The following is a 23,730-nucleotide window of genomic DNA, read 5'->3' as shown; positions in this document are numbered from 1 at the left end:
GATGAATGCCGTTATAGGGTGGGCAAACGCTCGAAACTGTCAAATCGCGCAAACGGTGGCACCAGTTCGGTAACTTCAAGCTCTTCCACGAGCGCTGCCGACATGCCTTCGCTCAACCACGTGCACATGTCGGCAAGCTGCTCGGGCGACCCCCTGCAACATCGTCTCCACGGATTCGTCCATACGGTTACGGACCCACCCTGTCACCCCAAGCTCCCGGGCACGATGCACGCACGCCTCGCGATAGCCGATACCCTGGACACGACCACGGATACGTACCAGGCGCGTCTCAAGCAGGCCGTCGCTTCCATCTGCTTGCATGAGAATTCTCCTGCGCTGAGCAGCAACCGCTTAGCAACTCAGTGGAGCGGGTCGGCCGCGATTGCATGTTTGCGCATCTTCTCCCAGAGGCTCTTCCTGGAAATACCTAGAGCACGGGCTGTCTCGGAAATATGACCCTGGTGCTGCAGCAGTGCAGTACGAATGAACGCACTTTCACATGCTGCCATGTAGTCATCGAGTGGCGTGTCCACATCCACTACCGCTGTTGCATGGCTGCCGTCCTCTTCGAATATGTCCGACGAAAAGAGCATGTTCTGCGGGCAGACGATGCATGCACGTTCGAGGCGGTTCTGCAACTCTCGAACATTCCCGGGCCAACCATATGTCGCAAGCCGAGCCTCTGCCGACGGGTGAAATAGCTTCGTCGGCTCACCGAGCCAGATGGCGATTTCGCGCACAAAGCGATGGGCAAGCCAGAGCACATCGTCCGGGCGGTCACGTAGCGCCGGCACGCGTAACTGCAAGATGTTGATTCGGTAAAACAGGTCTTCGCGAAACTTCCCGAAGCTGACTAACTCCGCGAGGTCTCGATTGGTCGCGCAGATGAGGCGGAAGTTGGTCTCGACCTCCTTCTCTCCGCCGACTCTCGTGATTCGCGGTTCTTGCAACGCACGCAGCAGCTTCACCTGCATCGAAAGAGGCAAGTCACCAATCTCATCGAGGAAGAGCGTCCCCCCTTGAGCCTGTTCGAAATAGCCCTTCTTTTGGCGCTCCGCGCCAGTGAAGGCACCTCGCTCATGGCCAAAGAATTCGGACTCCAGAAGCGTCTCTGGCACGGCGCCACAATTGACGGCAACAAAGGGGGTCGCATCGCCGGGTGCATGTCGATGAATGAATCGTGCCAGCACTTCTTTGCCGACACCGGACTCTCCAGTAATCAGAATCGATTTCGCGCGGCCGGCAACACGCGGCACCATGTTTGCAAGGCGCCGCATCGCTTCGGAAACGCCAAGCTCGCTCTGCGCCGGCATGGCCTGGTCTGGTATCGCCGTTCCTGTCAACAGCCGGACCTTCTCGACCAGAGCGCCAATGTCGAATGGCTTCGTGATGTAGTCAGCTGCGCCGTTCTTCAGCAAGGCAACCGCCGTTTCGACGGAAGCGTAGGCGGTAATAAAGACAAACGGCGGACGAGACGTACATGCGGCCAGAGAGCGTGCAAACAGGTTCTCCCCCGAGATGTCAGGTAGACGAATATCACTGATGACGGCCTGGTAGGGGCGAGTCTGCAAGGCGTCCAAGGCCGATTCGCCATTGGTGTGCCAGTCCACATCGAACCCCTCCAGGCGGAACCTGTCCGCCAAAGATTCCCCCATGATGGGGTCATCCTCAACGACGCAGATTAGCGTAGTCGACATAATGAACTCCTGCTCTACGGAGAGGTAATCGGCAGCACCACTACAAAGAACGTCCGGCCCGGCTCACTCTCAACGGCAATGGTACCGCCGAGCTGGGTGGCAATTTGGTAGCTGACCCAAAGACCCAGCCCGTAGGAACGACGCTCTTCACCTTCCCATGTTGAACTGAACGGCTCAAACAAATGTTCCATTGCAACGCCCGCAATGTATTGTCCGGTGTTCGATACCCTTATCTGGAGCTCCGCCGAATGCTCCGCAACGCTCACGTCGACCCGACCACCGTGCTCTACAGCTTTCGCGGCATTCAGCAGCAGATTGAGAACCAGTTGCCGAACTAAATGGGCAGGGAGCGCGACGGCCGCTGCTTGATGTACCTCCCAGTTGAACACTGCTTGCTTCGCATGTATCTGTGGCGCTATCAATAGTCTCAGGTCTTGCCAGTCGGACGGACTCATTGCAGGGGAGTCGAGCCGAGCCTCCACCAACAGCGCGGCAACGGTTGAGCGAATTTGACCTAACCCTCGCTCGAGGAGCCCCAGGGTTCTCTTGGTTTGGGCGTCGGGCGTGCCGTGGGTGTTGAGCGTGTCGATGGCGTTGAGCATGCCACCCAGCGGATTATTGATTTCATGGGCAATACCTGCCGCGACCCTCCCTACCGCCGCCAGCCTTTCGGAAACAACGACCTCCCGCTCTAACGCTTGCTTCTCAGCCAATTCCCCAAGCATGGCCTGGAACTGGTGACCTAACTGACCTATCTCATCTTTGCCTCGCACGGTCATCTCCGCACCAACCTTTTCCGCCGGCTCTTTGCCAATCCGTGCCATTGCCGAAGCGAGCCGAAGAAGAGGTTTCGCCATCCGGTCACCCCACAGCCAACCCAACGGTATGAGCAGCAACAACGCCGGGACAGTAGCCACCCCTAGTTTGACTAGCGTCGAGCGAATGCGGCCATAGAGGGTATTGGCGTCGTAGACCAACACAACGTATCCCAGGCGCCCTCCGTCATCCGAATTCACCGGCATACCCGCTGTCACGTCTTGGGTTGCCAGGAGCCCCGGAAAGTTGAAGTAGAAGCGGTCACCGGCGGCACGCAAGTGTGAAAGAACGTCGCCGTATTCAGCAGGTAGTTGGGCGACGTCTGCCTGAATGGGTGCCTTGCGCGGAGAAGTCGATGCATAGACGCGCCCTTGAGCATCGAAGAGGGCGATTTCCTTGAGCGGGTTCGTCGAGTCCTTGACTGCAACCGGCGTGCGGATGACTTCGAAGGCTCGCCATACGTCGTCCTTGACCATTGGGTCACGTACCGACAGCGTAAGCACACGACACAGGTTCTGGGCCCCATTCTCAAGGTCCTTTCTTGCATCTGATAGTGCGAGGCTGACGAGAGCGGCGGTCACGAGAAGTTCGGTAAGCAGGATGACCGCGCTCAACGCCAGTGGAATCTTGTAGCGGTAACTGAGATTGGAAAACATCTGTGGGCGCCTACCTTGGCCCCGCGTCCAATATCCGGACGAGCCCGCGAATGCTGTCGAACACGCTGTCGGCGCCCTCCACAAAGCCGTCGAGGTTCAATTGCTGAAGGATTTCGCGCCCTTCCGGTCGTTCCTTCATGCCGACGAGCGCCCCCTGAATGCGACGGAACGTCTCTTCATCGAGATTTGTGCGGGCAACAATCGGCGGGAAGCCGTACTGCGGCGAGCGCCACGCTACCTTCACGTCTCGAGTACGGTCCGGGTATCGCCTTTCGATGGTGTCATAGACGTAGCCATCTATCTCGCCGGCATCCGCAAGTCCAGAACTCACCGCATCGACGACCTTCCGGTGCGCGTACGTAAAGAAGGACTTCCTGAAGAAGGCGCCTGGCCGCAGGCCCGCCCGAATCAACTCGGTGGTAGGTACCAGGAAGCCTGAGTTCGACTGCGGGTCACTGAACGCAAACACCCGGTTCCGGAGCTGCGAGATGTGCGTGGTTTGGGTGTCGCCCTTGGGAACAATCAGATAGGAGCGATAAAGCGGCTGCCCCTGGTAGTCTGGTATCGCCATCAATCGCATGGTCTGCATGTGGGTGACATACGGATAGCCGCAGACCCATGCGACATCGAGGCGATTCGTAGCCAACAGCTCGTGGATTTCACGGTAGTTATTGCGCTGCACAAACCTCAGGTTGGAACCGCAAACGCCTCCGAGCTCGTTGGCCCATCGTGCCAGCAGGCTGATTTCGTTATCCAGGAAGACGGCCGTGGTGCCGAACGCAATCGATGGGCGTTCCTCGCCCGAGGCGAACCCAAAGGCTGAGACGAGCGGCAAGCTCAGTACGGAGCGGAGAAGTCGCCGTCGACCGATGTTAAGAATTGGTGACATGACGGCTCATTCCCCCTCTCGAACCGTTACCGGACGGTAACGGCGCTCAGCGCCTCCGCATCCATATTTCCTTGCGCATAAGCCAGCTGGCCGCCATCGAGCCGGGTGGCACACGTCTTGCCACGAAATCGATGCTAGCGACTAGGCAAGCAAGATTCAAGCAAGGAGGGAACATGCCCGAACTCAAAATCGACCGCCGGACGTTCCTGAAGTTGGGAGGCACCTCCGTTGCCGCCTCCGCTGCGTGTGCATTTGTGCCGACCGCAGCGGAAGCCGCCACACCGGTCGACACAAGCAAGACCAAGCTCCCGTATCCGAGAAAGAATCTGGCTCAACTCGGACGGATGACGCTCAACACCCCAGTCTCCTTCACCTATCCGGACGCCGCGTCGCCCTGCATTGCTGTCAAGCTCGGCAATCGCGTCCCAGGTGGTGTCGGCCCGGAAGGTGACATCGTCGCTTACAGCGCGATGTGCACGCACATGGGTTGTCCTGTGGCATATGAACCTGCCACCAAGACATTCAAGTGCCCTTGCCACTTCAGCATCTTTGATGCGGAAAAGGCCGGACAAATGGTTGTCGGCCAGGCCACTGAAAACCTGCCCCGGGTGAGACTGCTTTATGACGACAAGACCGGGACGGTATCGGCTGTCGGCGTGGAGGGCCTGATATACGGCCGCCAGGCCAACATCCTTTAACCTCGAGGAGCTGAAAATGGCTACCGAGAAGGACCGCATCGTGCTACCGCCGGTCACGGCCAAGCGGACAAACATGACCTGCCACTTCTGCATCGTCGGGTGCGGGTATCACGTGTACAAGTGGCCAGAGGACCAGGAAGGCGGTCGGGCACCGAACCAGAATGCGCTCAGCCTTGATTTCCGCAAGCAGCTGCCGCCGCTATCGATTGTCATGACGCCGGCCATGGAGAATGTCGTCACCGACCGCGACGGCTCGCGCCACACCATCATGATTGTCCCGGATAAGAGCTGCGTCGTGAACAGCGGACTTAGCTCGACACGGGGCGGCAAGATGGCGACGTACATGTACGCCCCGGACGGGCTAACAAAGGACCGACTCAAGAATCCGCGTGTCTATCTGAGCGACCAATGGGTTGATACGACGTGGGACCAAGCGCTGGCTCTGTACGCCGGCCTGATGAAGAAGGTGCTCGACAAGGATGGTCCGAACGGCATTGTCTTTTCCGCCTTTGACCATGGTGGTGCGGGCGGTGGATTTGAGAACACGTGGGGCACTGGCAAGCTGATGTTCACCGCACTGCAGACCCCGATGGTTCGCATTCACAACAGGCCTGCGTACAACTCAGAATGTCACGCTACCCGTGAGATGGGGATTGGGGAGTTGAACAATTCATATGAGGACGCCGAACTCGCCGATGTCATCTGGTGCATTGGCGCCAACTCATACGAAACGCAGACGAACTACTTCCTCAACCACTGGGTACCAAGTCTCAATGGCACGACTGCTGACAAGAAGAAGAAGTTCTTCCCGGGGGAATCGCCTCAGAAGACCAAAATCGTTTTTGTCGACCCGAGACGGACCCCTACCATAGCGGTTGCCGAAAAGGTCGCCGGGAAGGACAACGTGCTGCACCTGGACATTCAGCCGGGGACGGACATCGCGTTGTTCAATGGTTTGTTCACCTACGTCGTCCAGCAGGGCTGGATTGACCGGGACTTTATTGCCGCGCACACGAGTGGCTTCGATGCGGCGGTGCAGGCCAACAAGTTGTCTCTGGAGGACTGCAGCAAAATCACCGGCGTACCCGTTGAGAAGATTCGAACGGCAGCAGAATGGTCGTACAAGCCGAAGGCATCAGGCCAAATGCCGAGGACAATGCACGCCTATGAGAAGGGCATCATCTGGGGCAACGACAATTATCTGATTCAGTCCTCCCTTGTGGACCTTGCTCTCGCGACACACAATGTCGGACGGCGAGGTACCGGTTGCGTTCGTATGGGCGGTCACCAGGAAGGCTACACCCGGCCTCCATACCCCGGCGACAAGAAGATATACATCGACCAGGAGCTCATCCATGGCAAGGCCCGGATGATGACGTGGTGGGCTTGCAATAACTTCCAGACCAGCAACAACGCTCAGCAGTTGCGCGAAGTGGTCCTGCGAAGGTCGCAGATGGTCAAGGATGCGATGCAGCGCGCCCGTGGCGCGACCACCGAGCAGATGGTCGACGTTATCTATGATGCGACTGGCAAAGGTGGGCTGTTTGTCGCAAGCATCAACCTCTACCCGACCAAGCTCGAAGAGGCTGCACATCTGATGCTGCCTGCGGCGCATCCTGGCGAAATGAATCTGACTTCCATGAATGGCGAACGGCGTATGCGGCTCTCAGAAAGGTTCATGGACCCGCCGGGAACTGCGCTTCCCGACTGCATCATTGCGGCTCGCATCGCCAATACCCTGCGAGATATGTACCGCAAAGATGGCAATGCGAAGATGGCCGCCCGGTTTGAAGGCTTTGACTGGAAGACTGAGGAGGATGCATTCAACGATGGATTCCGCAAAGCCGGACAGCCAGGAGCCGGAAAGATTGACAGCCAGGGCGGAGATACTGGCAACCTGGTGACCTATGAACGGTTGCGCGTCATGGCCAACAACGGGGTGCAGTTGCCGGCGAAGGCGTGGGAAGGCGGAAAGCTTGTCGGCACAGAAATGATGTATATGGACGGCAAGTTCGATACACCCGACGGCAAGGCACAGTTCAAGCAGTCGCCGTGGCCAGGGCTACCGAAGGTCATAGCCGACCTGAAAGCGAAGTACCGGTTCTGGATTAACAACGGTCGGACAAACGAAGTCTGGCAAACGGTCTATCACGACCAGTACAACGACTTCGTCCGCACGCGAGACCCGATGGCCTATATCGAGATGAACCCTGAAGATGCACAGCAGCTTGGGATTGCTGCGGGAGACATTGTCGAGGTCTTCAATGACTTCGGGTCCACCTATGCAATGGCTTACCCGACTGCCGAAATAAAGCATGACCAGACGTTCATGGTGTTTGGCCACGTCAACGGCATCCAGGATAACGTCACGACTACCTGGACGGACCGCAACATCGTTCCTTACTACAAAGGCACGTGGGCGAATGTTCGTCGCGTGGGGTCGATGGAGGACTACAAGCAAACCGTGAGCTTCAAGAGCCGCCGCTTCACATAGGCGGCAAGGGCCGGCGAGTTGCCGGCCCCTTCCCGTCGGTGTCTGTTGCCGAACACAAGCTGGTTAGGTGGCACATGAAAGCATTCACCCTGGGGCGCGTGATTCCTCTGGTGGATGTCACTGCCGTCCCTCCTGCGGAGAACTACTTCCGCCCCTCAGACGTCACAGCCGTCGTATCGCCGGTTCATGACACGCGGCGTCGGCCGCTGCGAGACCTGCGCATCTCGGTGACGGACCGCTGTAATTTCCGCTGTGTGTACTGCATGCCAAAGGAGGTATTCGGCAAGGACTACCCGTTCCTGCCCCGAGCTGAGTTGCTCACCTTCGAGGAAATCGAGCGTATTGCACGTCTGTTCGTCGGCCTCGGCGTCGAAAAAATACGTCTGACAGGCGGGGAGCCATTGCTGCGAAAGGACCTTGAATACCTGGTCGAGATGTTGGCGAAACTGAGAACGCCTGGCGGCGGCGGCATCGACCTATCCCTGACGACGAACGGTTCACTACTTAGCCGCAAGGCGGAGTCGCTTCGAGGCGCGGGCCTGAAGCGCGTCACGGTCAGTCTCGATTCAGTCGACGAGGCCGTGTTTCAGCAGATGAACGGCGTTGGCTTTTCCGCTGCGAACGTTCTCGAGGGGATTAGCTCAGCGCTGCGCATCGGCTTCGCGCCGGTCAAGGTCAATATGGTTGTCAAGCGTGGCGTGAATGACACGCAGATTCTCCCCATGGCGAGACATTTCCGGGGAACCGGCGTCGAAGTTCGGTTCATTGAATTCATGGACGTCGGCATGAGTAACGGCTGGAACCTGGAGTCGGTTGTCCCTTCGTCCGAGGTTATACGAACCATCGAGTCAGCCTACCCACTCGTCCCGGCTGGGCGCGACAGGATGTCGGACACATCAGTTCGATACCGCTATGCGGATGGGCAGGGAGAAATCGGCGTAATCTCGAGCGTCTCACGCCCATTCTGTGGCAATTGCACGCGACTGCGGCTGTCCGCAAACGGCCAGCTCTTCACTTGCCTGTTTGCCTCTCATGGCCTGGACATCCGCGCGCCTTTGCGAGGAGGGGAATCTGATGACGCGTTGCGTCGACGAGTCGCCGACCTTTGGACGCGTCGAACTGACCGCTATTCGGAGCAGCGCACTGCAAACACCATCTCGCCCAGCCAGCCCAAAGTCGAGATGTCGTTCATCGGGGGGTGACCGGCGACCGATATGGGAAGACGAAGCGCCAAGGCAGCATAGTCGATACTCGAAGCGCCAATCATTGCTGTCGCGGGCGTGCATCACCGTGAACGGCTCTGACACACAAACCAGGCTATGTGTCGCTCGTGAACTGAGTGACGGGTGCAATGACTGCCCCCTACACGGAGGACAGCGCCCCTTAGAGGGCATCCTTCCGAAGTAGGGCCAGAAACTCAGACAGGTGCTTGTTCACGGCGACCTCTGCATCTCGTTCCGTCGCACGATAGACCTCCAATACCCGCTTCCCCGTCTCCGTAAGCTGCGCCCCGCCTCTTGCTGAGCCACCTCGCTGCTTCTGCACAAGTGGCTCAATGAAGTCTTGGTTCATCGCGTCGACCAAAGTCCACACGGTCTGATAACTCATTCCCAGTTGGCGACTTGTTTCGGCCAGTGAGCCTGTCGCCTCAATGCTCTCGAGCACGTCGGCTTTGCCCGGCCCCATTGCCACCCCGTGCTTAACCGAGACGCGAAACCTCGTGGTCTTCTCGTGGGTGTCGGTGACTAAAGTTGCTTTCATAGATTGCCATTGTGCAGGATGCCGCTACACTTCCCGATATCTAACAGACTAGATATCGAAGGTCCAAATGCCGAACCCGAAAACCGGCGCAACAAAATCAAACTCCGACGAGCGAGCATGGGCCCAACTGTCTCCTGAAGAGAGAACGCTCGCTACCGCAACTCCCAGTCTTCTAGCGGCACTCACGGCGGGTGCAGCAGTCGGTACTTTGGGCGGACTGGTCGGACTCGGCGGCGCGGAGTTCAGGCTTCCACTACTCATTGGCCTGTTCGGATTCGCCGCACTGCACGCTGTCATTCTCAACAAAGCGATGAGCCTCGTAGTCGTCGCGAGTGCGCTGGCATTTAGGAGTACGACGGTGCCGCTGCACGACGTGGCAATGCAATGGCCCATCCTCATCAATCTTCTCTGTGGAAGTCTTGTCGGGGCCTGGCTCGGGGCGGAATGGGCCACAAGGATGCACAGCAGGGTGCTATATCGAACCCTGGCGATATTGCTGGTATTCATCGCCTTTGTGCTCCTGCTGGGCCATCGAACCGGCAACTCAGCTCCGTTGTTCACTGGGCCTGCGCATGGGTAACAGGCGTCGCAGCCGGCTTTGGCATTGGGGTGGTTGCTTCTATTATGGGCGTGGCAGGCGGCGAACTCCTTATCCCGACCCTGATACTACTGTTCGGTGTTGATATCAAGCTTGCCGGGAGTCTTTCACTTGCGGTCAGCTTGCCGACGATGATTGTGGGGTTCGCTCGATACAGCCGTCATCAAGCGTTCGAAGTCCTACGTAGCCACTGGCATTTTGTCGTCGCAATGGCTGTCGGCTCTATTATTGGAGCCGGTGCCGGTGGACACCTGCTGGGGCTGATACATGGACAGGTGCTATTACCAGTACTAGCAATCATCCTGATTGTTTCGTCTTATAAGGTCTGGCGTCACCAATAGGACCAAATCCCAGCAAGACGCTGGGACGGCTCGCCGCTCGGGCTGGCCACCTGCGCTCACACTGACCTCGAACGAAGAGAATCCCGGCGAGGCGCGTCCCGGTCGTCGTAGATTACGTTGCACCAATCTGCGAAACGCAAGCGCGGCTCGCGCGAATAGTCTACTCCAGGAGCTCAACGTGGGTCCCGATGGGCCCGCGCCGCCAAAAAGCCAGCTCACAGGTTCCCCATGAACTCCATGCTGACATCCTTGGCGTCACCGATGCCATTCTGGTCAGCCCACTTTTCCCAAATAAGCCTAGCCTCACCATCGAAGCACGGTGAGCCCGACAGCAAATACCGCGCCCGCTTGAGGTTACGCCGACCCCGGTCTCACTGTCGAAGGATTGGATTGCGCTACTCACGCGATTCTCCTTGTTCTCGACGCAGTACCCCACCAAATGTCGTTGGCCCGACCTTGTTTCGCGGACTCGCCAGCGCTCAAGTGTGACGAGAGGCTGTATATCGACAGGTGCAATCGTGCTCACAGGCATGACGTATTCAACTATTGAAATCGCAGACTCCCGCAGCTTAAGTCAGCCTACTCTCTTTGGCAAAAAGCGCGTGCGGCTGTTTTCAGAGCGGACCACGCCGGGCTACGGCCCAATGCTTCATAGCCCAGTGTCAGCGGAGCAGGAACACCCTAATGAACTGGAAATTGTAGAGTGGCCCATTCAAGAGAGACGCGACCGCAGGCTGACGTTTTGTCGTTGTGAGCAGTGATTGCCAGTTCGTGTCAAACAGACCACGCCGCAGCATCTTCGGGCACACTTGATGACCCCAGCCACTCGAATGGCGCTAGTCGCTCTGCCACCGCTTCGCCGCTGTCAAACACACCGGGCAAGATACCCGAGTGTACTCGTCCAACTCTTGTGCGGACCGATGCTCACCGCCGGTTTGGCGCAAACGCTTGCACAGCAAATCGCCCGCCGCACGTATCAGCCGCCCGTCGCGAACGGCCCGCTTTAACAGAATGTGAACATCGCAGTCCGGCTCGTCGTGGGTAGGCGCTCTCGGGGCAGTAACGATGCCAGGCACCCACCGAACTGGAATCGCTAGGCTCGCGTTGAATGTAAGCGCTTGAGTACGAAGACGCCCCTCATTTTTTTGAAGCGCGACTCGGGCTGCCTCCTCCCTCTCTGTCTTCGCTGCTCGAGCACCATCGACATCCTCTGCACTGGCAGCGACAAACACCCCATTGGAAAGCTGCCAAACTTCGAGCAATGTGCCGGGGGCAACTGTGACTGCTTCGGTTCGGCTTGACTGCCGCAATGCGACTATCTCCAGCCGCTCTCCATCCAGCGTTACCTGATTGTTTTCGACAACCACACGCCCCCTATGTTCGGCGGTTAGCCATCGAGGGTCGACCGTTGAGACCAACCGCAAGTGGTAGATATCCATAAGACTATCCCCGCTGACGCGATGACTGCGTCGCCGTCATGAACACGGCGCTCCACCGGAGCACCGAGCACGAACACCACGGCGTGATTTCGACCTGACTGCCCTCAATCATCCCCGTGGTGCCCATGGTGTCCATAGTGTCTGTGGCCCCAGCCCCCATACGGACCATAGTATCCGCCGTAGTACCCGCCATCGTAGGGCACGACGACACAACCGCCGAGCAGTGCAGATACGGCGATAAGCAATGCGAGAAACGGCTTCATTGCACTTCCCCAAACGTGACAAATGCGGAAGCCAGGCTGCCTTTCAGCTAACCTGCGCTCTCCGCAAAGCTCGGGCACTCAAAGTTCGTTTCCATGGCCTTCGCCCTGGCAACGGACCTCCTGGTCGCTCGATGCGAGCGGCTTACTGCTTCTTCGTCTTGTCTACATTTGCACTGGCTGCGGCCTTCGCGGCTTCGGGCTGGGCATCGGGCTTCGCCACATCTGCCTTGGCCTTATCGGAATCATTCTTTGCTTCAACCTTCGCCTTACCAGCCTCGGTGTTGGCGGCACCCATCTTGCTCGCCTTGTGGTGGGTACCCTTGGCAGCGGACTTGTTGGCATCAGCTTTTACATCAGCCTTTTCCTTGCCGGCGCTGGCTTGCGCTTTTGCTTCATCGCCCTGCGTGTTGACACCCTTCGTGTCCTTGTCGGCCTTCGCCGGGGTGGCACTCTTTTCCTTGACGACCTTCACCTGGTCTTTCGTCGCCCCTGCATGCGGCTGAGTCGCAGAAGCTGGCACACCAGTCTGCGCGAAAACGGTACCGACGAGAGCGGCAGAGGCGACAGCAGCAAACAGCTTCTTCATGACGTGAACTCCTGAGGAATTTTTCGCAGCCCGGCAATGCGCCGTGCTTACCGGAAAGCACGCGCTGTTCCGAGTCGAGTTGACCTCAAACTCGTGACAATCCGTAAGTTCTGAAACAGGCAGGCTGAAGTCGTGAGCCTGGACGGATGCGCCTCCACCCGCAGCACCGGACTTCTTCCTTTCGGAAGTACCCCGACCTCGGTCCACACAAAAGATGCTTGTTTGTGTTGCAGCCCCCAAGATCCGTCTGGAAACTCAGCGCCTCGACCTCGCGTTACAGAAAGTCACCGCTGTGCAAATCTGCTAATACCCTGTCGAACCATGTTGACCTAGAGTCTCAGCAAGCGAACAAGGAGAAAATCATGCGAAAGGTCGCAGCGCTCTTGCTTCTGGTCGGCGTGACCGCTCTTGGCTCCAACATGGCTGAGGCGCGGGTGGACGTGGGTATCGGTATTGGCATCCCTGCGCCGGTGGTTGTCGCCCCACCGCCTGTCTACTACGAACCTGCCCCCGTGGTCGTCCAGCAGCAGCCGGTGGTAGCGGCTCCGGCTTACTACTACGACGACTGGCAAGCGCGCGCCTGGAGGGAGCGCCAATGGCGGCGCGAGCAGCGATGGAGGGAGCACGAATGGCGGGAGCGCCAGCGCGAATGGCGGCGCTGGCATGACGGCTACGATGACTAGAATGCGCGAGAGCGTTAGGCTGGTTGGTAACAGCCGGAACGGGGAGATGTCCGCCGTGAATCATTCGCAACAGGTAACACTATGAGGCCGCGTCGTGCGACCGAGGCGGACCTGCCCGATGTGGAAGCATTGCTTCGGTTATGTTCACTGCCCGTCGGCGGGATACGTGGCAACGCAGTGGAATTTCATGTCAGCCGGGACAAGAGGGGCCTGCTCGGCTGTGCGGGCATCGAGGTGTTCGGTGGCAGCGTTGGCCTGTTGCGAGGGGTCGCTGTCGCCCTGCGCGCGAGAGGGGCAGGGCTAGCTGCCCTGCTGGTTTCCGAGCTGGTCGCCGATGTCCGGCTGCGGGGCATCGATACCTTGGTTGTCGGGACTAAGTTGGCTGCCGGCTATTTCTCCCGCCTTGGATTCACGCCTGCTGACCGTGCGGCCGTCCCACTGGAATTACTGGCTTCGCGTGAATTCGCAAACACCGGTATCAGTGAAACGACCCTACTGAAAGCTGAGCTTTAGCTGCGTGTCAGTCAAGGGAATGGGAGACGGCCGGCAGCAATTCCATAAAACGAGCCTGACCGAGGATTCAAGACGGTGTAGTTATTCCGCTGTGCCCAATTCTGCGCTGCCTTAAACACGTCCGGCTCCCGCTGACCCCAACCACTTTTCATCAGTGGCTCCGCATCCTGTTCCGTCGTAGGGTACACGGCTGCTTGATGCTGAGGCGCCCGGCTCCGAGTTCCAGGGATAGGAGGGCGGCCTGAACCAAATGTGATGCGATACCCTGCTCTCGGTAGGCGGGGAGCACTGCAACCGGCCCTACGACAGCGGTGTTGCCGTGACGTTCGGCGCCCGCGCATCCAGCAATCACTTTCGCCGCCACAGCAACATGGAGCGTTGTCCTGACCAGGTCAACATCGGAAGTATCTAACCCGGCTTGCTCTAGAAGGTCGGCCAGTGGCACCCACTCACCGCAGATTCAACCGGTCAACGCAACAGCTTGATGGAATCGCTTTGACTTGTTTTGGGCTCCGCGCCCTAGCGGTGCGCTATTCCTGGAGCCTTCCGGTTGTACGTGGAAGGGACGTAGCGCAATGAGTGCTCGCTTTATTGGGTCCATTAGGTTTGCTTGCCCAATCTCATGGAAGAATGGAGCACCTGTACCCCGTCCAGTTCGATTTCGAACCGATGATGCCGCAAGAACCGCATGCACGCCGGGCGCCAGTCGACGCGCCTCTACTCGTCATTGACCTACCACCGACCCTGAATGACCTCGCTCGGTGCCCAAGCTGCGGGCAAGCTGATTTGTCTGCAATTTCTCTTGAAATAGCTTCTTCGCAGGATGGGCAGAGAGCCTTGCTGGACATCCTTGGATGCCTGGCGTGCGGCGAGGGACTTATCGATGAGAATGCGCTCCGCGCACTCCTCGTGGGGACCTGCGGGCAGGACGTTTCGTGCGAAAACTCGCCTTTGGCCGCAATAGCCGGAGCTTCACGAACGGCAGCTTAGACACCACCCTTTTCAGCTAGCTTCAAAGGGTTCCGCCGCTCGCTGCTGGGCGCTCCTTCTCAGACCTCTGCAATCAGAAACTTCGCCCGATTCTTGCCGAGCCAGGCCGGTGCTCGTCCACGGCCGGACCAAGTCGCACCAGTCTTCGGGTCCATGTATTTTGCCGGCAGCTCGGACTTTGCCTTGGCAGCGGGCTTGCCCGCCTTGCCAGCAGCTGCCGGACGGCCACGGCGACGCTTGGGAGCAAGGTCTTCGACCGTCAGTTCGTACTCGGCCATCAGCGTCTGGATTTTCTCGATTACACCAGCAATTTCGGTCGCGCGAACTTCAGCGAGTTGGGCTTCGAGCGCTTCTTTTTCTGCCATGAGCTGCTTGTAAGTCGCCATTTAAAATATCCCTCGTTGTAGGTGACTCACATCGTACAGCACTCTTCTGAGAGTGAACGGATTTTCGAGTCGAGCCTCCCCTCACGAGAGATTAGGTAATCTGCTGAAGTATCCTTTGGTGAGGCTATCCTTCCGGCCCCTTCCTCGCAGTCAGGAAGGTTTAGATAGCCAAAGGAAGGAATCAATGCAATTTGTCTTACGGCTGGCCGCAACTGCTGCTGCCATTTGTCTTGGCGTCAGTGCCCCCGTTCAAGCAGCATCGGAATTTGACCGTTGCCCACAATTCTTTGCTCAAGGCGCAGTTCCTCAGCTCCGGAACGCCCAAAGCCTGAAGCCGCGCGCCCTGTGTTTTGATGCTTTCGCTGTTTTGCACTCTGGCACGACGAAGACGCCAGTCTATGTAGCTGAGCGACTGAATGCGGAGCAGGTCGCTGATGCGCAGGACGAAGAACGGACGAACCGCTTCTTCGCTGATGCTCGACTACCCCGGGCCGAACGCGCGGAGCTCGACGACTACAAGAGCTCCGGCTATGACCGAGGTCACATGGCTCCCGCCGGGGATATGCCCAATGCCACTGCCACGGCGCAGAGTTTCTCACTTGCGAACATGGTGCCCCAGGCACCACTGAACAATCGAAAGAGCTGAGCAGGCATTGAGAAGGCGACTCGCAAGTATGCCCTGCGTGCCAAAGGGGATGTGTATGTCATGTGTATGTCATCACGGGACCTGTGTTCGGAACTGCCGCCCCGATTACCATTGGACCAGACCAAGTGTGGGTGCCCCAATACCTGTTCAAGCTTGTGTACGACTCGACGACCCATCGAGCTTGGGCTCACTGGATTGAGAATTCAGATTCAGCGCGCGCCGGCCGCCCCATCAGCTACCGCGAACTTGTGAAGCGAACTGGCGTGGAGTCCCTTCCCGGCGTTCTCTTGACGGAATGACGTCTCACCCTGGCATGCTGACGTTTCATCGTCATCATCGTGCCATGTCCGACTGACACCAGCGGGCCATATGGCCCGCCTGCAACCCTTCCCAACCACATGCTCCCAAGCAACAAAATTGCAATTGCGCAAACTCGCCGCAGCGGTTAGCGTATGCGAATTACCGCACTGCACAAAAGGCGGTCATGTGAAGTGGAGGAGGGAGCGCCGTGACGAGAGCAAGTGCCAAGAGCAAAAGTGAAGCGCTGCGTCTTCTCGATAGCACGGAGATAACCACGCTCGACTTGGAATATGAGTCCGGGTGGCAGGACGCCATCGAGCTCGCCCGCCTTGGCGACCAGGTTGGGATACGCGTCGAGTATCGCGGTCACGAAAGCATAGCGGTCAAATCGCGGGCAGCGCTGGTTGCCGGCCTCAAGCGGCCCAAGGAGACCTTTCGGCAGCGGAATCTGTATTGCCAGTTCAATCTAGACCGGCTCGCAACTAATGACTTGGCGGCATTGGAAGCGAAGGCAAGTAGTTTTGGGGACTACATTCTCGCGGGACACCTGCTGCGCGACGTGGATGAGGTGTGGGCAGAGTAAGGCGGCGCCTGAGCCCCCCGTGCATTGGACACAATCCACATGACGATTTGGTAACCAAGTGCGGGAAGGGGCTGATATCGGTTGTTTTCTGCGACGGACTCTGCGGGCAGCCGCAAATTCGACTTCATTACGAGCGCACAAGCGTGCCCACGCGAGAAACAGTTGACTTCCTAGCAATCGCCCCTAGAATGATTTTTGCCGCAACGCAGCAAAAAAATGTTCACCCTGGCGGCGCACCGTCCTGATTCAGAGTTCACTCGCAGCCGACCCTATGGAGCAGTGATGAGCACTCCTATTCCCGAACAATCCATCTCCGCGCAGAAAGCCGGCGTGGAAAGGCTCCTTGGTCTGGCGACCATAGCCTTCGAAGGCATCGAAAAGCTGGCTGAGCTAAATCTGCAAACAGTCAAATCAACCTTTGCCGAAAATCACGAAATCCTGGGCAAGACGCTTTCGGCCAACAACCAGCAAGAGTGGGTTGCCCTGCCTGTGCACCTGACGCAGCCCATAGCCGAAAAAGCGGCATCGTACAGCCGGCAGGTCTCCGAAATCCTGTCGAGCATTCAAGGCGAATTCTCGACGGCCGCCCAAGCGCACCTCCAGCAATGTCAGCGCGATACACAGGAGTTATTCGAAAACCTCGTGAAGAACGCGCCCACAGGAAGCGAATCTGTCCTGGCAGTATGGCAATCGGCCTTTTCGACGCCCGCCGGCGCGCCCGACGAAATGGCCAAGAACACCACAAAGCATTTGGCCCACGACAAAGGTGTTGGCCCTGCCCTATAGTATTTCCTTGCGCGCACGCGCAGTCGGAATCTTCTTGTGCGAACTTCGGTTCGCTTTTTTTCGCCGATTGGTGGAAATGGCAGCGATGTCATGCATCGTGGTCACTACCTGACCGACTACGTGTCCGCCGCGCTCGGCGATGCCAGAGGCCAGCTGATTTGCCTGTTCTGCATTATCAGCGTTCTGCTTCACCGTGACCGTCAGTTCCTCCATGCTCGCTGCGTTCTCCTCAAGCGCGGAAGCCACAGGTCCATGTTGCCTTGGGCAACCTGGGACTCGACCACTTCAAGAAAAAAATGAGGTCATCGGCGGCATCGCCCCACACTGGTGGGGTTTATATTTGACTGCAAGCGTGACTAAATAACAGCGCTCTTTTCGAACGCCCGGCATACATGGCCTATCGGCTGGCGCCCAAAAAATAGAAAGCCAACATACTGTTGCACAGGCTGCGTTGGCACAAGAGGAGATGCCTGCAGCCAACACGTGCGCGCCGCCGCGCAAGGTCAGCTCAGGCCAACGCGTGACATGCATCAAAGAATATCGTTCGGTACAAAACTGTGGCTAGCACTCGCGCTCATGTGGACCGGCTTACTCGCCGTAAGCGTTGAAAGCGCCATTGATGCCCACCAGCGAGTACTTACCGAACGGCAGCAGGGCCTGCACAATATTCTGGACGTCGCCATACGTATTGCGGAGTCGTACCAGGAGAGCGTCGCGAGAGGCGAACTGGCCGAGGACGACGCGAAAAAGGCCGTCCTCAGACAATGGGAACTGATGCGATTTCACGGCAGTGGCTACGTGTATGCATTCACTCAGGACTACGTTCTGTTGCTGAATCCTGGCAAGCCCCGGCTGGTGGGTAAATCGGTCGAGAACCTCACCGATGCAGTGGGGCGTCGCCCTTATGTCGAACTGGCAGCGTTGGCACGGACCAACGACACGGGCCATGTCGCCGCTTTTGACAGGCTGGTGGACCGCACGCTCGTCGAAAAAATTTCTGCCGCGCGTCCGGTCCCTGGCTGGGGCTGGGTAGTGGCCGCGAGACTATATGTCGAGGACGTCAACACCGCACGCCGCAAGCTCATCATCGCGCGCCTGGCGTGGACCTTGAGCGTCGGTGTTATCTCGACCTTCTTGATGGTATTCATCATTGGCGGCATCCAACGACATGTCGGTCACGACCATTTGACTCGACTGCTGAATCGCAAGGGATTTGACCGCCGCATGGCATCCGCACTGGCAAACTCGCGTGCTGCCGAACGTGAGTTGGCGCTGTTCCTTATCGACCTCGACGGCTTCAAGGCCGTGAATGACAGCCATGGGCACGCCGCTGGCGACGCCCTACTGAAAATGTGTGCCATACGCATCCAGTCAGCGGTCCGTGCCACTGACGCTGTGGCCCGATTTGGTGGCGATGAATTTGCGGTGATTGCCCAGGGCATTTCCTCGACACCGACAGCGGAGCGTATCGCTCAAGCAATAGTTTCGGCAGCGTCCGACCCCTACCTCATCGAGGGTCACACCGTCGCGTGCAGCGCGTCGGTCGGTATTGCCGTGAACACTGCCTGCCATCCCACTGCTCAGCACGAACTCTTTCGGCAGGCGGACGCTGCGCTGTACATAGCCAAGCGTGCAGGCAAGAACCGATTCATCGTGTACAACCCGCTGGAGGAAGGCGCCGCCAGCACGCCGCAGGATGGCGCGCGGGTAGAGCTCCCGGAAGACCTCATCTCGCCAGTCACGTAGTTTCGCGGATAGTACGGCCAGGAACAACGCTACGATTCACGGAACATTTGATGCAGGCATGCTGACAAGCGCCTGGACTGACGAAAGGGGGATGAGCGTGGGGTCGCTGCTATCGGCCATCAGAGACCGGTAGCGCCAGCCACGGTGTGCTCCCGGCGTCATTGGCCGTTAGTTTTGACATTTTCGTTTTTGAACGGCCAATCCGATTAAGCCCCTGCGGCCAAGTCACACGCCCGCAGTACCCACGACATCCTGTGCCCAGCGCAGCATCGGCCAAAACCGTGGTGGCAACAGCTCTTGGGCTCTATCAAGCGATACCCATCGAAACTCGTGATGTTCTGGGCGACCAAGCTCGGCACTGACTGGAAGACTCACATCACCGCGGCGCGAGAGCGCGAGATAGAGGCGAGCAACCTTGCCTTTCGAGTACAGCTCGGTCTCGCGATAGTGCTCGCCCCAAGGCAATTCCAGCCCAGACAGCCCCGTTTCTTCTGTGGTCTCGCGGAGTGCCGTCTGCAGCAGTTCTTCGCCAGGGTCGGGCAGCCCTTTCGGGAAGTCCCAGTTACGGTAGGCGCGCAGGATGAGGCAATGCCACTGGCCATCAACGTTACGCATCACAACTAGACCCGCCGAACGCTTGATTGCTGACATATTCGGTCGCTTTATACCCGGTCACTACAAGGCGGACCACAAGCATAGGAGGAACTGGCCAAGACGAAGCGTGCCAGCCTCCGAGGCCGCATTAAGCGGCAAGATTCTACCTGCCATGACCAATTTCTGCCTTTACGGGCAAAGTATTGCCTGTAGATGCAACCGGGTCACGTAGGAGAGAGCCCGCCTTCCTTACGCTTCCTCCGCAATGAGGAAGCGCTCGGGTCGCTTGCCAAGCCAAGCGGGTGTGCGGCCACGCCTGACCAGGTCTTGCCGGTTTCGGGGTCGCGATAACTTGGGTGGCGGCGGCTCTGGACAGCGTCGGTGCCACCCAGTCCAATAGCCACGTGAACGGCAAGGAGTCCGTGACCATTGTGTCGGGCAACGACACCAACATCCTGGGTGCCACGGTCGGCGGCGGCAAGATGATGGCCGACGTCGGCGGCAACCTGAATATCGCGAGCCGCCAGGATACCGGCGAGTCCCACGCCCGCCAGCAAAGCATGGGAGGCGGGTTCAGCATCAGTCAGGGTGGCGGATCGGCCAGCGCCTCTGCGTCCAGGGGCAAGGCCGATGGCACCCATGCCAACGTCACGGAGCAGTCCGGCATCTATGCTGGCGAGGGCGGGTTCGAGATCAACGTCAAGGGCAACACCGACCTGAAGGGGGCGGTGATCGCCAGCGACGCCACCAGGGACAAGAACAGCCTGACCACGGGTACGCTTTCCTGGAGCGACATCGCCAACCATTCGGACTACAGCGCCGCCTCGATGGGCGTTTCGGCGGGCGGCGCCATGGGGAGCCCCAACGGCCAGAGCAACAGCGGCACCACTTCCGGCAAGAATACCGGCGGCATCAGCCCGATGATTCCGCAGCACAAGAGCGGCAGCCAGGATGGCGTGGCGCAGGCTGCCGTGGCCGATGGCACCATCACCATCACGGACCAGGCCAACCAAAAGCAGGACCTGGCGACGCTCAAGCGCGACACCGCTAGCACCAATAGCCAGGTTGCCTGCTCCATAATTCCAGAGCCGGCTCGTCATGTCACAGATGACACCCCCTTATATGACAAGACAACCTCAGCGAGGGTGCGCTTTTATGTTAACGGAACCACCTTCTTCAGTACTGGGAGAGCCTGTTATAAGAACTGGTATGAAAAAGACGACGACCGCATCGAGGCAAATGTAGGCTATCTTGAGAGTCTAAAATATTCCACTCACAGCGTGCGTATCGGAATGCCTCTGAGCCCACGATCTTGGATGCGTTTTGAAGGACTTCGGCATAAGTCATACCTTAAGGAGTACGTAATACAGGCTGAAGTGCCGCTTACTGTTTCGATGTCTGAGGCTTCGCAGACTTGGCACTGCTCACCTCCATCGGTCTCCTTCACTCCAGAATCTGGCAAGGACTACGATATCTTCATGTGGACCGAGCAAAACCGTTGTTGGATCAATGTGCGTCAGATTGATGGTAACGGCCAGGATATTCCTATTGCCGCAACAAAATCTCCCCACTGCGAAGCAGATACCGATGCTTCGGTGTCTAAATAACGCCGTTAAAAGTCCCATGCGGGAACCTAATTCTAACGCGCGCCGCATGGCGCGCGGCGTCTCCCCTTTTGCCCCATTATTCGTGGCCCTGCCCTCCCTGGCGGTAGCCCAAGCCCTGCCATTCTTCCCGCCAGTCACCCCGAACGACGCCATCGAGCGCCGCCAGGAGCAGCAGCAGGAAGCCGCCAAGCAGCGCGCCATGGCCCGGCCCGATGTGCTCTCGCCCACCGCCGCCGAGCGCGAACCCTCCGGCCCGCTGCTCCTGTCCGCCGAGGCTCCCTGCTTCCCGATCCAAACGGTGACCTGGGAAGGGGCCGAGGACTTCCCCTGGCTGCAATCCGAGGTAGGCATCCTTGTCGGCCAGTGCGTCGGCAAGCAGGGACTGGAAGCGATCCAGGACTACTTCACCACCCGCCTGATCAGCCAGGGCTACATGACCACGCGTGTGCTGATCCCTGACCAGCAGCTCGCCAGCGGCGAGCTGCGGCTGCGCGCAGTCGCCGGGCATATCGCGGGCATCCGGTCTGACGGCACCGCCGGCTGGTGGCGCACCGCCCTGCCGACCGGCCCCGGCGGCGTGCTCAACCAGCGCGATGTGGACCAAAGCATGGAAAACATACGCCGCCTGCAAGGCCAGTCCGATGCCAGGATCGAACTAGTGCCGGGCGAGGCCCCGGGCGCCACCGACCTGGTGGTCAAACCGGCACCGGCAAGCGCTGGCATGCCCTCGTCACCGGCGACAACGCCGGCCTGGAAAACACCGGCAAGTACCAGATGGGCGGCACGCTGACGGTGGACTCGCCCCTCTTCCTCTACGACAGCCTGACCGTCTCCGGCAACACCAATGCCAACGTCGGCAACGGCGCGGCGGGCACGCGCTCTTCGGCCATCAACTACAGCATCCCCTTCGGCTACTGGAATGCCTTCTTCAACGCGCCCGCCGTGAAGATTTCTGGCGGCTGCGTTCCCATCAGTGAGAAGCAAGAATTGGGAGGCAAGATGGTAGGCATAGAGGTTGGAAGGAGTTGCTCGTTCAAATGGGGCAACGTAGAGGTGATGAAGGAACTCCGTGTGTCCTTTGAATAGGACACCTTCCGTCTGAGGGGCAACGCGACGGCCCGGGAATCCCAGTATCCGCAATCTGGTCCCGGACGTCCTCGCCCCGCCCCTACCCCTCCGCCCGCTCCGTCCGGTGCGCCACCGCCCGCGCCTCGTGCGGCGACAACTGCATGAAGATCCACGCCGACGCACACGTGATCAGCCCCATGCAGACAAACGTGGCATGAAATGCCGGCAGTACCCCCGACGGCCCGTTGCCAAAGCCCTGCTCGAACGTCGCCAGCAGCGCCCCCGCCGATGTGACGGCCAGGCTCATCGACAGCATCTGCACCATCGACAGCATGCTGTTGCCGCCGCTGGCACTGGTGCCGCTCAGATCTTTTAGCGTGACGGTGTTCATCGCCGTGAACTGGATCGAGTTGACCATGCCGAACAGCGCCAGCAGCGGGATGACCATCCACAGCGGCCGCTGCGGCGTGATCAGCGCGAACGCGGCCATCACGACGCCAACCGCAAACGTGTTGGCCACCAGCACGCGGCGGTAGCCGTGCTGCTCGATCAGATGGGTGGCCAGGCGCTTGGACGCCATGCCAGCAGCGGTGACGGGCAGCATCATCAGGCCGGCGTTGAACGGCGAGTAGCCCAGGCTCACCTGCAAGGTCAGCGGGATAAGGAACGGCATCGAGCCATTGCCGATGCGCGCGAACAGGTTGCCGAGCAAACCCACGCTGAAGCTGTGGATGCGGAACAGCCGCAGCGTGAAGAGCGGCTGGCGCCGGCGCCCGGCGTGCAGCACGTAGGCCGTCAGCGCGGCCATGCTGGCGATCAGCAGCATCAGGACGGTCGCGTGCTGGAAGCCCAGTTCGGCCAGCCCGTCCAGCGAAAACGACAACGCCAGCATCGCGACGGCAAGCAGCACATAGCCGGCGACGTCGAAGCGGCCGATGCCGACCTGGCGCGCGTTCGGCATGTAGCGGATCGTCGCCAGCGCGCCGAGGATGCCGACGGGGACGTTGATCAGGAAGATCCAGTGCCAGGACAGCGCCTGCGTGAGCCAGCCGCCCAGCGTCGGGCCGATCAGCGGACCGATCATGCCCGGGATGGCGACAAAGCTGAGCGCCTGCAGGTACTGGTCGCGCGGAAACGTGCGCAGGACCGAGAGCCGGCCCACCGGCAGCAGCATGGCGCCGCCAACGCCCTGCACCACGCGCGCCGCTACCAGGAACGGCAGCGTGCCGGCATACGCGCACAGCAGCGAGCCGAGCACGAACAACGCGATGGCGGTCTGGAAAATGGTGCGCGTGCCAAAGCGGTCCGCCAGCCAGCCCGACGCGGGGATGATCACGGCCATCGTGAGCGAATAGGCGATCACGACCGACTGCATGCGCAGCGGGCTTTCCCCCAGGCTGCGCGCCATGGACGGCAGCGCGGTGTTGACGATGGTGGAATCCAGCGTCTGCATGAAAAAGCCGACCGCCACCACCCACAGCATGATGCGGCGGGTGCGGTCGTCAGGCATGGGCGTGGTCATGGCTGCGTACTCCGGTGCTGGCCGGGGTCCCGGCCAAAGCCGCAACCTTAGGCCGGCGAAGGGTGATG

22 protein-coding genes and 5 pseudogenes are annotated in these 23,730 nt (G+C 59.2%); 14 read left to right on the top strand and 13 right to left on the bottom strand.

What is annotated here, in order from left to right:
- Positions 1-11: 11 nt before the first annotated feature.
- The 4 genes and pseudogenes from AC3FNH_RS10755 to AC3FNH_RS10740 all read right to left on the bottom strand — a co-directional run bounded on the left by AC3FNH_RS10755 (position 12) and on the right by AC3FNH_RS10740 (position 4,058).
- A pseudogene (locus tag AC3FNH_RS10755) lies at positions 12-321 on the bottom strand (acylphosphatase).
- A gap of 38 nt (positions 322-359) precedes the next feature.
- Positions 360-1,697, bottom strand: coding sequence for a sigma-54-dependent transcriptional regulator (locus tag AC3FNH_RS10750; RefSeq protein ID WP_488720032.1), 1,338 nt, complete (start codon positions 1,695-1,697; stop codon positions 360-362).
- Positions 1,698-1,711: 14 nt separating this feature from the next.
- Complete coding sequence (locus tag AC3FNH_RS10745) at positions 1,712-3,169, bottom strand: sensor histidine kinase (protein WP_488720031.1); 1,458 nt, start codon at positions 3,167-3,169, stop codon at positions 1,712-1,714.
- Positions 3,170-3,179: 10 nt separating this feature from the next.
- Positions 3,180-4,058 (bottom strand): substrate-binding domain-containing protein, encoded by an 879-nt coding sequence (locus AC3FNH_RS10740; protein ID WP_488720030.1) that lies wholly within the window; start codon positions 4,056-4,058, stop codon positions 3,180-3,182.
- Between the two features lie 173 nt (positions 4,059-4,231).
- On the opposite strand from AC3FNH_RS10740, the gene AC3FNH_RS10735 reads away from it, so the two are divergent.
- From AC3FNH_RS10735 to moaA, 3 genes are all read left to right on the top strand, one after another.
- The gene (locus AC3FNH_RS10735; protein WP_276103015.1) at positions 4,232-4,756 is read left to right on the top strand and encodes an arsenate reductase (azurin) small subunit; all 525 of its coding nucleotides are present in this window, start codon (positions 4,232-4,234) and stop codon (positions 4,754-4,756) included.
- A 16-nt stretch (positions 4,757-4,772) separates the two neighbouring features.
- Positions 4,773-7,250, top strand: coding sequence for an arsenate reductase (azurin) large subunit (locus AC3FNH_RS10730; RefSeq protein WP_488720029.1), 2,478 nt, complete (start codon positions 4,773-4,775; stop codon positions 7,248-7,250).
- Between the two features lie 74 nt (positions 7,251-7,324).
- Entirely contained in the window at positions 7,325-8,452 is a 1,128-nt protein-coding gene (moaA, locus tag AC3FNH_RS10725) for a GTP 3',8-cyclase MoaA (RefSeq protein WP_488720028.1), read from the top strand.
- Between the two features lie 181 nt (positions 8,453-8,633).
- Here the strand turns inward: moaA and AC3FNH_RS10720 are convergent, their stop codons facing one another.
- Positions 8,634-9,011 (bottom strand): winged helix-turn-helix domain-containing protein, encoded by a 378-nt coding sequence (locus tag AC3FNH_RS10720; RefSeq protein WP_488720027.1) that lies wholly within the window; start codon positions 9,009-9,011, stop codon positions 8,634-8,636.
- 67 nt (positions 9,012-9,078) lie between these two features.
- Between AC3FNH_RS10720 and AC3FNH_RS10715 the strand changes: the two genes are divergently transcribed.
- Positions 9,079-9,591, top strand: a complete 513-nt coding sequence (locus tag AC3FNH_RS10715; protein ID WP_488720026.1) for a TSUP family transporter — start codon at positions 9,079-9,081, stop codon at positions 9,589-9,591.
- 29 nt (positions 9,592-9,620) lie between these two features.
- Positions 9,621-9,950, top strand: a complete 330-nt coding sequence (locus AC3FNH_RS10710) for a TSUP family transporter (RefSeq protein WP_488720025.1) — start codon at positions 9,621-9,623, stop codon at positions 9,948-9,950.
- An 836-nt stretch (positions 9,951-10,786) separates the two neighbouring features.
- On the opposite strand, the gene AC3FNH_RS10705 is transcribed toward AC3FNH_RS10710, so the two are convergent.
- Positions 10,787-11,389, bottom strand: coding sequence for a hypothetical protein (locus AC3FNH_RS10705; protein ID WP_488720024.1), 603 nt, complete (start codon positions 11,387-11,389; stop codon positions 10,787-10,789).
- Positions 11,390-11,794: 405 nt separating this feature from the next.
- The gene (locus tag AC3FNH_RS10700) at positions 11,795-12,238 is read right to left on the bottom strand and encodes a hypothetical protein (RefSeq protein ID WP_488720023.1); all 444 of its coding nucleotides are present in this window, start codon (positions 12,236-12,238) and stop codon (positions 11,795-11,797) included.
- Positions 12,239-12,600: 362 nt separating this feature from the next.
- Between AC3FNH_RS10700 and AC3FNH_RS10695 the strand changes: the two genes are divergently transcribed.
- Positions 12,601-12,921, top strand: coding sequence for a hypothetical protein (locus AC3FNH_RS10695; RefSeq protein ID WP_488720022.1), 321 nt, complete (start codon positions 12,601-12,603; stop codon positions 12,919-12,921).
- An 81-nt stretch (positions 12,922-13,002) separates the two neighbouring features.
- The gene (locus AC3FNH_RS10690; protein ID WP_488720021.1) at positions 13,003-13,434 is read left to right on the top strand and encodes a GNAT family N-acetyltransferase; all 432 of its coding nucleotides are present in this window, start codon (positions 13,003-13,005) and stop codon (positions 13,432-13,434) included.
- A gap of 151 nt (positions 13,435-13,585) precedes the next feature.
- Here AC3FNH_RS10690 and AC3FNH_RS10685 read toward each other — a convergent pair whose 3' ends face one another.
- Both AC3FNH_RS10685 and AC3FNH_RS10680 read right to left on the bottom strand, forming a co-directional pair.
- The gene (locus AC3FNH_RS10685) at positions 13,586-13,879 is read right to left on the bottom strand and encodes a GNAT family N-acetyltransferase (protein WP_488720020.1); all 294 of its coding nucleotides are present in this window, start codon (positions 13,877-13,879) and stop codon (positions 13,586-13,588) included.
- A 604-nt stretch (positions 13,880-14,483) separates the two neighbouring features.
- On the bottom strand, positions 14,484-14,810 hold the full coding sequence (locus tag AC3FNH_RS10680; protein WP_488720019.1) for an H-NS histone family protein: 327 nt from the start codon (positions 14,808-14,810) through the stop codon (positions 14,484-14,486).
- A gap of 184 nt (positions 14,811-14,994) precedes the next feature.
- Between AC3FNH_RS10680 and AC3FNH_RS10675 the strand changes: the two are divergent.
- From AC3FNH_RS10675 to phaP, 3 genes and pseudogenes are all read left to right on the top strand, one after another.
- Positions 14,995-15,755 (top strand): annotated as a pseudogene (locus AC3FNH_RS10675) (DNA/RNA non-specific endonuclease).
- A 209-nt stretch (positions 15,756-15,964) separates the two neighbouring features.
- Positions 15,965-16,339 carry a PHA-granule associated protein 4 gene (locus AC3FNH_RS10670; protein ID WP_488720018.1) on the top strand — a complete coding sequence of 125 codons (375 nt, stop codon included), beginning with the start codon at positions 15,965-15,967 and terminating at the stop codon, positions 16,337-16,339.
- A 282-nt stretch (positions 16,340-16,621) separates the two neighbouring features.
- Positions 16,622-17,125, top strand: coding sequence for a TIGR01841 family phasin (gene phaP / locus AC3FNH_RS10665; RefSeq protein WP_488720017.1), 504 nt, complete (start codon positions 16,622-16,624; stop codon positions 17,123-17,125).
- A gap of 72 nt (positions 17,126-17,197) precedes the next feature.
- On the opposite strand, the pseudogene AC3FNH_RS10660 reads toward phaP, so the two are convergent.
- A pseudogene (locus AC3FNH_RS10660) lies at positions 17,198-17,368 on the bottom strand (methyl-accepting chemotaxis protein); the annotation flags it as partial.
- A gap of 240 nt (positions 17,369-17,608) precedes the next feature.
- Between AC3FNH_RS10660 and AC3FNH_RS10655 the strand changes: the two are divergent.
- Positions 17,609-18,871: a diguanylate cyclase domain-containing protein gene (locus AC3FNH_RS10655; protein ID WP_488720016.1), complete on the top strand. Its 1,263-nt coding sequence runs from the start codon at positions 17,609-17,611 to the stop codon at positions 18,869-18,871.
- 225 nt (positions 18,872-19,096) lie between these two features.
- Here AC3FNH_RS10655 and AC3FNH_RS10650 read toward each other — a convergent pair whose 3' ends face one another.
- Complete coding sequence (locus AC3FNH_RS10650; RefSeq protein ID WP_488720015.1) at positions 19,097-19,522, bottom strand: NUDIX domain-containing protein; 426 nt, start codon at positions 19,520-19,522, stop codon at positions 19,097-19,099.
- Positions 19,523-19,714: 192 nt separating this feature from the next.
- Positions 19,715-19,821, bottom strand: a pseudogene (locus tag AC3FNH_RS10645) (H-NS family nucleoid-associated regulatory protein); the annotation flags it as partial.
- On the opposite strand from AC3FNH_RS10645, the pseudogene AC3FNH_RS10640 reads away from it, so the two are divergent.
- From AC3FNH_RS10640 to AC3FNH_RS10630, 3 genes and pseudogenes are all read left to right on the top strand, one after another.
- Positions 19,789-20,532: pseudogene (locus tag AC3FNH_RS10640) on the top strand (hemagglutinin repeat-containing protein); the annotation flags it as partial. The pseudogenes AC3FNH_RS10645 and AC3FNH_RS10640 overlap by 33 nt on opposite strands.
- A 622-nt stretch (positions 20,533-21,154) precedes the next feature.
- On the top strand, positions 21,155-21,862 hold the full coding sequence (locus AC3FNH_RS10635; RefSeq protein ID WP_488720014.1) for a POTRA domain-containing protein: 708 nt from the start codon (positions 21,155-21,157) through the stop codon (positions 21,860-21,862).
- Positions 21,823-22,158: a ShlB/FhaC/HecB family hemolysin secretion/activation protein gene (locus AC3FNH_RS10630; RefSeq protein ID WP_488720069.1), complete on the top strand. Its 336-nt coding sequence runs from the start codon at positions 21,823-21,825 to the stop codon at positions 22,156-22,158. The genes AC3FNH_RS10635 and AC3FNH_RS10630 overlap by 40 nt, the downstream gene beginning before the upstream one ends.
- Before the next feature lie 82 nt (positions 22,159-22,240).
- On the opposite strand, the gene mdtD is transcribed toward AC3FNH_RS10630, so the two are convergent.
- Complete coding sequence (gene mdtD, locus AC3FNH_RS10625) at positions 22,241-23,662, bottom strand: multidrug transporter subunit MdtD (protein WP_488720013.1); 1,422 nt, start codon at positions 23,660-23,662, stop codon at positions 22,241-22,243.
- Positions 23,663-23,730: the final 68 nt, after the last annotated feature.

Source organism: Cupriavidus sp. 22TCCZM01-5, assembly GCF_057798915.1.
Note: the sequence above shows the minus strand (reverse complement) of the source record. Positions and strands in the feature narration are given on the sequence as shown.